The following is a 9,269-nucleotide window of genomic DNA, read 5'->3' on the forward strand; positions in this document are numbered from 1 at the left end:
CGCTCGATCGAAGTCGGGGTGCCGGCCTTCCCGTCTCGCCGACAGCTGCGCTCCCTTCTGTCACCTACTCGCGACGTGGTCAGGCGTTCCGGGGGAAGCCCAGGTTGATGCCGCCGTGGGAGGGGTCGAGCCAGCGGGTGGTCACGACCTTGCCGCGGGTGAAGAAGTGGAAGCCCTCGGTGCCGTGGGCGTGGGTGTCGCCGAACAGCGAGTTCTTCCAGCCGCCGAAGGAGTAGTAGGCCATCGGGACCGGCACCGGCACGTTGATGCCGATCATCCCGACCTCGACCTCGTTCTGGAACTTGCGCGCCGCGCCGCCGTCGTTGGTGAAGATCGCGGTGCCGTTCCCGTACGGGTTGGCGTTGATCAGCTCCACGGCCTCCTCGTACGTGTTCACGCGCACGACCGAGAGCACCGGTCCGAAGATCTCGTCGGTGTGGATGCTCATGTCGAGGGAAACGTGGTCGAACAGCGTCGGGCCGACGAAGAAGCCCCCGCCATCGAACGTCGTGGTCCGACCATCCACCACGAGGATCGCGCCCGCCGCCTCCCCGGCGTCGATGTAGCCGGCTACCCGGTCCCGTGCCGCCGCGGTGACCAGCGGGCCCATGTCGCAGCCCCCGCGACCGTCCCCGGTCCTCAGCGCCCGGGCCCGGGACGCGATCTTCTCGACCAGGGTGTCCGCGACCTCCCCCACCGCGACCACCGCGGAGATCGCCATGCAGCGCTCCCCGGCAGAGCCGAACCCGGCGTTGATCGCCTGGTCCGCGGCCAGGTCCAGGTCGGCGTCGGGCAGGACGACCATGTGGTTCTTCGCCCCGCCGAGCGCTTGGACTCGCTTGCCGTGCGCGGTGCCCGTCTCGTAGACGTAGCGGGCGATCGGGGTCGACCCCACGAAGCTGATGGACTTGACGTCCGGGCTGGTCAGCAGCGCGTCCACGGCCGTCTTGCCCCCGTTCAGGACGTTGAACACGCCGTCCGGCAGCCCGGCCTCCTTCCACAGCTCGGCGATCCACAGCGCCGCGGTGGGGACCTTCTCCGACGGCTTGAGCACCACGGTGTTGCCCGCGGCGATCGCGACCGGGAAGAACCACATCGGCACCATCGCCGGGAAGTTGAACGGCGAGATGATCCCGACCACCCCGAGCGGCTGGCGGATCGAGGTCACGTCCACGCCCGTCGAGGCGTTCTCCGTGGCCGAGCCCTTCAGCAGGTGCGGGGCACCGCAGGCGAACTCGACGACCTCCTGGCCCCGCGCGACCTCGCCTGCCGCGTCGGAGAGGACCTTGCCGTGCTCCCACGTGATAATCGACACCTACGGGCGCACAGGGAGCCGGAGACCTGACCCGGGCTGCGGCCGGCGAGACCGGCCGACCCACGTCGACGATCAGACGCGCCAGCCGTCATCGAGCAAGGGGGGTCGACGCCGCGTCAGCGTGGAGCACGAGGACCTCCCGAGGTCGGGGCGGGTGCCGTCAGACAGCTCCACACGCCCTAGTCGCCGTCCGCGTCCACGTCCGCGCCGACGGCGGCCTCGACGCCCTCGGTGGCGTCCCCGCTGCGCACCAGCGTCACGGTGTTGGTGTCCAGATCGATCCGGGCGAGCCGGAACACCGGCTCGCCCGTGCCGGACTCCCCGGCCTCGTCCGCGATCTTCGGTCCGGGGAACATCTGCCCGAGAACACCCATGCGGACGAGGCTACGCCGGGGTGAGCGGCAGCAGCGACGGCATGAGCCTGCGGACGGGCTCGGTGTACGTGGTCGAGCGCTGGCGCACCGGTCGGCCCGCGGCGGCGGCGATGGCGGTGAGCTCCTCCACGGACCGCTCGGACCCGTTCTCCGAGCCCGCCATCCGGGAGATCGTCTCCTCCATCAGGGTGCCGCCCATGTCGTCCGCGCCGCCGCGCAGGATGTCCGCCGCGACGGAGTCGCCGAGCTTCACCCACGAGCACTGGACGTGGTCGATCCGACCGTGCAGCGCCAGCCGCGCGAAGGCGTGCACCGCGCGGTTGTCCCGCTCGGTGGGGCCCGGGCGGGCGAGGCCCGCCAGGTAGATCGGCGCGTTGTGGTGCACGAACGGCAGCGGCACGAACTCGGTGAAGCCCCCGGTCCGGTCCTGGACCTCGGCCAGCGTGCGCAGGTGCCCCAGCCAGTGCCGCGGGGAGTCCACGTGCCCGTACATCATCGTCGACGACGACGGGATCCCCAGCTCGTGCGCGGTGGAGACGACCTCGATCCACTGCGACGCGGGCAGCTTGCCCTTGGTCAGCACCCAGCGGACCTCGTCGTCCAGGATCTCCGCGGCCGTGCCCGGGATCGAGCCCAGCCCGGCCGCCTTGAGCTCGGTCAGCCACTCCCTGATCGACACGCCCGCCTTGGCCGCCGCGGACACGATCTCCATCGGCGAGAAGGCGTGCACGTGCATGCCCGGCACGGCCTCGCGGACCGCGCGCACCAGGTCCGCGTAGAAGCTGACCGGCAGCTTCGGGTCGATGCCGCCCTGGATGCAGACCTCGGTGGCACCGTCTCGCGCCGCCTCGACCGCGCGCGAGGCGATCTCGGGCAGCGAGAGCCGGTAGGCGTCCGCGTCCCGTTCGCGCTGGGCGAAGGCGCAGAACCGGCAGCCGACGTAGCAGACGTTGGAGAAGTTGATGTTCCGGTTGACGACGTAGGTGACGTCCTCGCCGTTGACCTGCCGCCGGACGTCGTCCGCGAGGCGCAGCAGCTCCGCCAGGGCCGGGCCCTCCGCGGTCAGGACGGCCATCGCGACGTCGTGGTGTGCCGGGTCCAGCAGCGCCGCCGGGTCCGACGCGGCCAGGCTCAGCCCGGCCTTGACGTCCCCCGAGACCCGCTCCGGCGCCCGCGCGCGCTGGTCCGCCAGCTCGGCCCTGAGCTCGTCCCAGTCCCCGTACACCGACGCGAAGTCGCCGCGGCGGTCGTCCGTGCGGCCGGTGGTGTCGATGCTCGAGTGGAGGTCCGTGCGGCCCGAGGACTCGAACCCGCCGTCCGGCTCCTGCCACGGCAGGCCCTGGACGACCGCGGCCTCGTTCGCGAGACCGGTCTCCGGGTCCGCCAGCGCCGCGACGTGCGCGTGCAGCCGCGTGTCGATCCACGGCGAGCCCGCCAGCACGTACTTCGGGTACACGGTCAGCCGCTCCCGCAGCTGGAAGCCGGACTCCGCGGACCGGGCGGCGAGCTCGTCGATCGCGGGCCAGGGCCGCTCGGGGTTGACGTGGTCCGGGGTGACCGGCGAGACGCCGCCCCAGTCGTCGATCCCGGCGCGGAGCATGAGCGCGAACTCGTCCCCGACCAGGTTCGGCGGGGCCTGCACCCGCATCTTCGGCCCCAGCACCAGCCGGGTGACGGCGATGGTGGCGGCCAGGTCGTCCAGGTCCGCGTCCGGGTCGTTCGCCATCGCGGTGTCCGGCTTGGCCCGGAAGTTCTGCACGATGACTTCCTGGATGTGCCCGCTCGCGCGGGACGCGGAGCGGATCGCGAAGATCGACTCGGCGCGCTCGGTGCGGCTCTCGCCGATCCCGATCAGGATGCCGGTGGTGAACGGGACGCCCACCCGCCCGGCCTCGGTGAGGGCGCGCAGCCGGACCGCAGGCTCCTTGTCCGGCGACCCGTAGTGGGGCCCGCCCTTCTCCGACCACAGCCGGGTGGCCGTCGTCTCGAGCATCATGCCCATGGAGGGCGCGACCGGCTTGAGCCTGGTCAGCTCCTCCCAGCTCATCACGCCCGGGTTGAGGTGGGGCAGCAGCCCGGTCTCCTCCAGCACCGCGATCGCACAGGCGCGCACGTACTCGAGCGTGGAGCCGTAGCCGCGGGCCTCGAGCCACTCCTGAGCCTGCGGCCAGCGGTCCTCGGGGCGGTCCCCGAGGGTGAACAGGGCCTCCTTGCAGCCCTGCGCGGCGCCCTGGCGGGCGATCTCGACGACCTCGTCCCGCTCCAGGAACAGCGAGTCCAGCCTGCCCGGCACCGTGACGAACGTGCAGTAGTGGCAGCGGTCCCGACAGAGCCGGGTCAGCGGGATGAACACCTTGCGCGAGTACGTCACCACCCCCGGACGGCCCGCGTCGACCAGCCCCGCGTCCCGCACGGTGGCGGCGGCGGCGAGCAGCGCGTCGAGGTGCTCGCCGCGCGCGGCCAGCAACACCGCGGCCTCGGTCACGTCGAGCACGGCACCGTCCCGGGCGCGCCGCAGCGCGCGCCGCAGCGCCGAGTCCGACGGGGCGGCCTCGGCGGGAGCAGGGGGGACGGGCGAGGGGAGCATCTCGGCCATGTGACCCACACTATGTGCGCGATGGGGCCGCGGTCGACCGTCGATCATCACAGGTGGCGTCGGGAATACGCGCGGTCACCTGCCCGGGTGGGCCGGGTCCCGCCGATAGGCGTTCGGGGTGCCCCCCAGGGCGGTGCGGAAGTCCGCGGCCAGATGGGCCTGGTCGGCGTACCCGAGGTCCGCGGCGACCTGGGCGATCGTCACGCCCGCGTCCTCGCGCAGCCGCTGGGCGGCCTCCTGCAGCCGGTACCGACGCAGCACGGCCAGCGGGCCCAGCCCGATGTGCCTGCGCGCGAGCCGCTGCACCGACCGGGCCGACACGCCGAGCCGCTCCGCGACCTGGTCCACCCGCACCACCGTGCGGTCCGACGCGACGAGGTCCTCCATCGCGTTGGCCAGCAGGCCCGCCTCGTCCGGCGGGGCGAGCCGGGTCCCGAGCCAGTCGACGAAGGCCCGCACCGCGTCCCCGTCCGCCCCTGCCTCCATCGCCTCGGTGACGGCACGGTGCAGGTCCGGCGCGTCGACGGGCACCTCGACGTCCCGGATCGTCTCCGGCTCCTCGTGCAGCGAGGCCAGACCGGCCGGGCGCAGCAGCGCGCCCACCGCCCAGCCGGTGCCGCGCAGGTCGCGGTGGGCGGCGCGGGTGGTCGGACCGGCCAACGTGACGCCCCCGGGCTCGACCACGAGGTTGGACGCCGGGAACGACAGCACCCGCTGCCGGGACGTCCGGCCGGGGGCGAGCCGCCAGCGCGGGATCCAGAACCACCGCACGAGCCCGTCCAGTGCCGCGGGCGCGGGCTCGCGGTGGAAGGTCGGCAGCCGGGTGGGATAGAGGATCCCGCGGCCGTCTCCCACGTCCTCCATGACGTCTCTCTCCCCCCGTCGCGAATCTCCAAGTCCGGGCCGCGGGGGCGACCCTACGGTCGTCTCATGACCGACACCCCCCGACCCGGTGCTGACCCTTCGTTCCGCACGCTCCGCCCGGGCGTCACCGGCGAGTACACGACCGACGGCGTCCCGCACGGCTCCACGAGCCTGACCCCCTTCCTCGCCGTCACCGGCGCGGCCGAGGCCATCGCGTTCTACCGCGACGTGTTCGGCGCCCGGCTGGTCGACAGCACCGAGATGGGCGGCGTGGTCGTGCACGCCGACCTCGACTTCGGCCACGGCAGGCTGCAGCTCGGCGAGCCCTCCCCGGCCTACGGGCTGGTCCCGGCCCCGGAGGGCGAGGACACCGTCTGCTACTCGATCGGGCTGTACTGCCCGGACGTCGACGCCCTCGTCGCGCGCGCCGAGAAGGCGGGCGCCACGATCCGGGAGCCCGTGACCGACTTCGTCTCCGGCGACCGCTTCGCCTCGATCCGGGACCCGTTCGGCGTCCGCTGGTCGATCATGTCGCGCGTGGAGGACCTCTCCGAGGCCGAGAGCGCGAAGCGCGTGGCGGAGTGGGCCGCCGCGCAGAGCGGCTAAGCGCGGCGGAAGCCGAACCAGGTCCGCCGCCGCTCGCCCGCCTCGGCCAGCTCCTCGAGCGCCTCCGCCGCCGTCGGGCGGGCGGCGGGGTCCTCGGCGCGCAGCCGGTCGACGACGTCCGCCAGCGGCGGCTCCAGCGCACTGGTCCGCAGCAGCGTGCTGCCGAAGGACCACAGGTCCCCGGCGGCGGTGGGCGGGCCGCCCGCCCGCCGTTCGGGGGCGGTGAAGCCGTAGTCCGGCAGCCCGGTGTCCCCCCGGCCGAGTGCGGCCAGCGCCGACGCCAGGCCCGTGTCGGAGAAGGCGATCCGCCCGTCCTCGGCGAGCATGATCGCCTCCGGCCGCACCCCGCCGTGGACCAGGCCGCGCCCGTGGGCCCGGTCGAGCGTGCCGAGCAGCCCGCGGGCCAGCTCCAGGCCGTCGTCCGCGGAGAGCGGGCCGCCCGAGGACACGTGGTCCGACAGCCGGATGCCCTCCGCGTACTCGGTGACCAGCAGGTCCACCCCGTCGGCGTGCAGGACGTCCTGCACCGCGAGCAGCCCGGGATCGGCCAGTGCGCCGATGATCCGGGCCTGGCGCAGCAGCGCGTCCCGGAACCGGGTGTGGTCGACCGTGCCCGGCCGCCCCGTGAGCCGCAGCTCGCGGACCACGACGAGCTTGCCGGTGAGCTTGTCCTGCGCGCGCCAGACCGGACCCATGGCGCCGGCACCCAGGCCGTCCAGCACGACGTAGCGGCCCCCGACCGGTCGGGACGGGATCACGAGCGGACCTTCAGCACGCGCTCCCCTGGGTCGCCGCCAGCCGCTCGTTGACCACCCAGCGGTTCTCGCCGAGGAGGGCGCGGAACCCGTTCTCGATCATCCCGGGCCGGGCGTCCACCAGGGTCCCCGGGGCGAGCTGGTCGACGGGTTCGAACTGGGTGCTGGCACTGCGGTAGACGTCCAGCGGTGCGGCGCCCTGGACGGCCATGACGCAGCCGGTCTCGTTCGTGGTCCCGGTCCCCTGGGTGACCAGCGCGATGACCGCGAGGACGGTGCCCGCGACCAGCACGAAGGTCCAGCCCTTGAACGAGGCCTTCTCCAGCTTCGGCACCGTGAACTTCGGCCGCAGCGCCATGGTCCCCTCCCCGAGTCACTCAGGATGTCACCGTAGCCCAGTGCGACGTCCGTGACCTCCGGATGAAACAGGACACGCGTACGGGATAGCGTGTGCGCGAGACGAGACGGCGAGTTCAGCACGGAGGAGTGCAGTGAAGGTCATCTACACGTACACCGATGAGGCGCCCGCGCTGGCGACCCACTCCCTCCTCCCGGTCATCGAGGCGTACGCCGGGAAGGCGGGCATCGCCGTCGAGACCCGCGACATCTCCCTCGCCGCCCGGATCCTCGCGCAGTTCCCGGACCTGCTGACGGATGCCCAGCGGGTGCCGGACTCGCTGGCCGAGCTCGGCGAGCTGGCCAAGACGCCCGAGGCCAACATCATCAAGCTGCCGAACATCTCGGCGTCGATCCCGCAGCTCAAGGCGGCGATCGGGGAGCTGCAGGCGGCGGGCTACGCGGTCCCGGACTACCCGGAGAACCCGCAGTCCGAGGCCGAGAAGGCCGCCCGTGCCGCGTACGACGCCGTCAAGGGGTCCGCGGTCAACCCGGTGCTGCGCGAGGGCAACTCGGACCGCCGCGCCCCCGCCTCGGTGAAGAACTTCGCCAAGAAGCACCCGCATTCGATGGGCGCCTGGTCGTCGGAGTCGAAGTCCCACGTCTCGACGATGACCGCCGGGGACTTCCGGCACTCCGAGAAGTCGGTGACCCTGCCCGCGGCCACCACCCTGAAGATCGTGCACACCGCCGCGGACGGCACCGAGACCGTGCTCAAGGATGGCCTGAAGGTGCTCGAGGGCGAGGTCGTCGACGCCGCGGTGATGAGCGCCGCCGCGCTGAACACCTTCCTCGCCGAGCAGGTCGCGGACGCCGCCGACAAGGGCGTGCTGTTCTCGGTACACCTCAAGGCCACGATGATGAAGGTGAGCGACCCGATCCTGTTCGGGCACGCGGTGCGGGCGTACTTCTCCGACGTCTTCGCGCAGTACGGCGAGGACCTGGCCTCGGTCGGCGCCTCGCCGAACGACGGGCTCGCCTCCGTCCTCACCGCGCTGGACAAGCTCCCTGCGGACAAGAAGGAGGCCATCTCGGCCGCCATCGAGGCCGGCTACAGCTCCGGCCCGCGGCTGGCGATGGTCGACTCCTCGCGCGGGATCACCAACCTGCACGTGCCGAGCGACGTCATCATCGACGCCTCGATGCCGGCGGCGATCCGGACGTCGGGCCAGATGTGGAACTCCGACGACGCGCTGCAGGACACCAAGTTCGTCATCCCGGACTCGTCCTACGCGCCGCTGTACGCCGAGACCGTCGACTTCTGCCGGGAGAACGGCGCCTTCGACCCCACGACCATGGGCACCACCCCGAACGTGGGCCTGATGGCGCAGAAGGCCGAGGAGTACGGCTCGCACGACAAGACCTTCGAGATCGCGGCCGCGGGCACCGTGCGGGTCCTGGACGGCTCGACGGTGCTCCTGGAGCACGAGGTGGAGGCCGGGGACATCTGGCGCGCCTGCCAGACCAAGGACGCACCGATCCGCAACTGGGTGGAGCTCGCCGTCGGGCGGGCGCGGGCCACCGGCTGGCCTGCCGTGTTCTGGCTGGACGAGACCCGCGGCCACGACGCGGAGATCATCAAGAAGGTGCGCGCCCAGCTCGCCGAGCTGGACACCGACGGCCTGACGATCGAGATCCTCCCGGTCGCCGAGGCCACCCGGTACACCCTGGCGCGCGCCAAGGCGGGCGAGGACACCATCTCGGTCACCGGCAACGTGCTGCGGGACTACCTGACCGACCTCTTCCCGATCCTCGAGCTCGGGACCAGCGCGAAGATGCTCTCGATCGTCCCGCTGATGAACGGCGGCGGGCTGTTCGAGACCGGCGCGGGCGGCTCGGCGCCGAAGCACGTGCAGCAGCTGCTCAAGGAGAACCACCTGCGGTGGGACTCGCTCGGTGAGTTCCTCGCGCTGGCCGTGTCCCTGGAGTTCCTCGCGGACGCCACGGACAACGCCCGTGCCAAGCTCCTCGGCACCACGCTGGACGCCGCGACCGGCACGCTGCTGGAGACGGGGAAGTCGCCGTCGCGCAAGGTCGGCGAGATCGACAACCGTGGCTCGCACTTCTACGTCGCGCTGTACTGGGCGCAGGAGCTGGCCCGCCAGACCTCGGACCCCGAGCTGGCCGCGGTCTTCGCCCCGCTGGCCGAGAAGCTGGCGGCGGCCGAGGAGACGATCGTGGGCGAGCTGAACGCGGTCCAGGGCGAGCCCGTGGACCTCGGCGGCTACTACTACGTCGACAAGGCCAGGACGGACACCGTGATGAAGCCGAGCAGGACGTTCAACGAGGCCCTCACCTCCTTCTGACCCGAATCCGCGAGTAGCGGCTGGCCGGGGACGGTGAGATGACGATAGGTGCCCGCT

8 protein-coding genes are annotated in these 9,269 nt (G+C 72.4%); 2 read left to right on the forward strand and 6 right to left on the reverse strand.

Features of this window, described 5'->3' with window-relative positions; all coding sequences use genetic code 11:
• Positions 1-79: 79 nt before the first annotated feature.
• The 4 genes from ABD993_RS06750 to ABD993_RS06765 form a co-directional block, all read right to left on the reverse strand.
• Positions 80-1,315, reverse strand: coding sequence for a CoA-acylating methylmalonate-semialdehyde dehydrogenase (locus ABD993_RS06750; RefSeq protein WP_345413804.1), 1,236 nt, complete (start codon positions 1,313-1,315; stop codon positions 80-82).
• A 179-nt stretch (positions 1,316-1,494) separates the two neighbouring features.
• A complete protein-coding gene (locus ABD993_RS06755) occupies positions 1,495-1,689 on the reverse strand; it encodes a hypothetical protein (RefSeq protein ID WP_345413807.1) in 195 nt (64 codons plus the stop codon).
• A gap of 10 nt (positions 1,690-1,699) precedes the next feature.
• The gene (locus tag ABD993_RS06760) at positions 1,700-4,276 is read right to left on the reverse strand and encodes a bifunctional FO biosynthesis protein CofGH (RefSeq protein WP_345413823.1); all 2,577 of its coding nucleotides are present in this window, start codon (positions 4,274-4,276) and stop codon (positions 1,700-1,702) included.
• 84 nt (positions 4,277-4,360) lie between these two features.
• Complete coding sequence (locus tag ABD993_RS06765; protein WP_345413809.1) at positions 4,361-5,149, reverse strand: AraC family transcriptional regulator; 789 nt, start codon at positions 5,147-5,149, stop codon at positions 4,361-4,363.
• A gap of 66 nt (positions 5,150-5,215) precedes the next feature.
• Here ABD993_RS06765 and ABD993_RS06770 point away from each other — a divergent pair, with 66 nt between their 5' ends.
• Positions 5,216-5,755: a VOC family protein gene (locus tag ABD993_RS06770; protein ID WP_345413810.1), complete on the forward strand. Its 540-nt coding sequence runs from the start codon at positions 5,216-5,218 to the stop codon at positions 5,753-5,755.
• On the opposite strand, the gene ABD993_RS06775 is transcribed toward ABD993_RS06770, so the two are convergent.
• Both ABD993_RS06775 and ABD993_RS06780 read right to left on the reverse strand, forming a co-directional pair.
• Complete coding sequence (locus tag ABD993_RS06775) at positions 5,752-6,513, reverse strand: serine/threonine-protein kinase (protein ID WP_345413812.1); 762 nt, start codon at positions 6,511-6,513, stop codon at positions 5,752-5,754. The two genes, ABD993_RS06770 and ABD993_RS06775, sit on opposite strands and share 4 nt — an antisense overlap.
• Positions 6,514-6,523: 10 nt before the next feature.
• Positions 6,524-6,868 carry a hypothetical protein gene (locus ABD993_RS06780; protein WP_345413813.1) on the reverse strand — a complete coding sequence of 115 codons (345 nt, stop codon included), beginning with the start codon at positions 6,866-6,868 and terminating at the stop codon, positions 6,524-6,526.
• 133 nt (positions 6,869-7,001) lie between these two features.
• Here ABD993_RS06780 and ABD993_RS06785 point away from each other — a divergent pair, with 133 nt between their 5' ends.
• Complete coding sequence (locus tag ABD993_RS06785) at positions 7,002-9,212, forward strand: NADP-dependent isocitrate dehydrogenase (RefSeq protein WP_345413815.1); 2,211 nt, start codon at positions 7,002-7,004, stop codon at positions 9,210-9,212.
• Positions 9,213-9,269: the final 57 nt, after the last annotated feature.

The sequence above is a fragment of the Pseudonocardia xishanensis genome (assembly GCF_039541715.1).
GTDB classification, from domain to species: Bacteria; Actinomycetota; Actinomycetes; order Mycobacteriales; family Pseudonocardiaceae; genus Pseudonocardia; species Pseudonocardia xishanensis.

Bases quoted from the DNA above. Each gene is read 5' to 3' on its own strand.
- ABD993_RS06755 (WP_345413807.1), bottom strand. From the start codon at position 1,689: ATGGGTGTTCTCGGGCAGATGTTCCCCGGACCGAAGATCGCGGACGAG.
- ABD993_RS06760 (WP_345413823.1), bottom strand. From the start codon at position 4,276: ATGCTCCCCTCGCCCGTCCCCCCTGCTCCCGCCGAGGCCGCCCCGTCG.
- ABD993_RS06765 (WP_345413809.1), bottom strand. From the start codon at position 5,149: ATGGAGGACGTGGGAGACGGCCGCGGGATCCTCTATCCCACCCGGCTG.
- ABD993_RS06770 (WP_345413810.1), top strand. From the start codon at position 5,216: ATGACCGACACCCCCCGACCCGGTGCTGACCCTTCGTTCCGCACGCTC.
- ABD993_RS06780 (WP_345413813.1), bottom strand. From the start codon at position 6,868: ATGGCGCTGCGGCCGAAGTTCACGGTGCCGAAGCTGGAGAAGGCCTCG.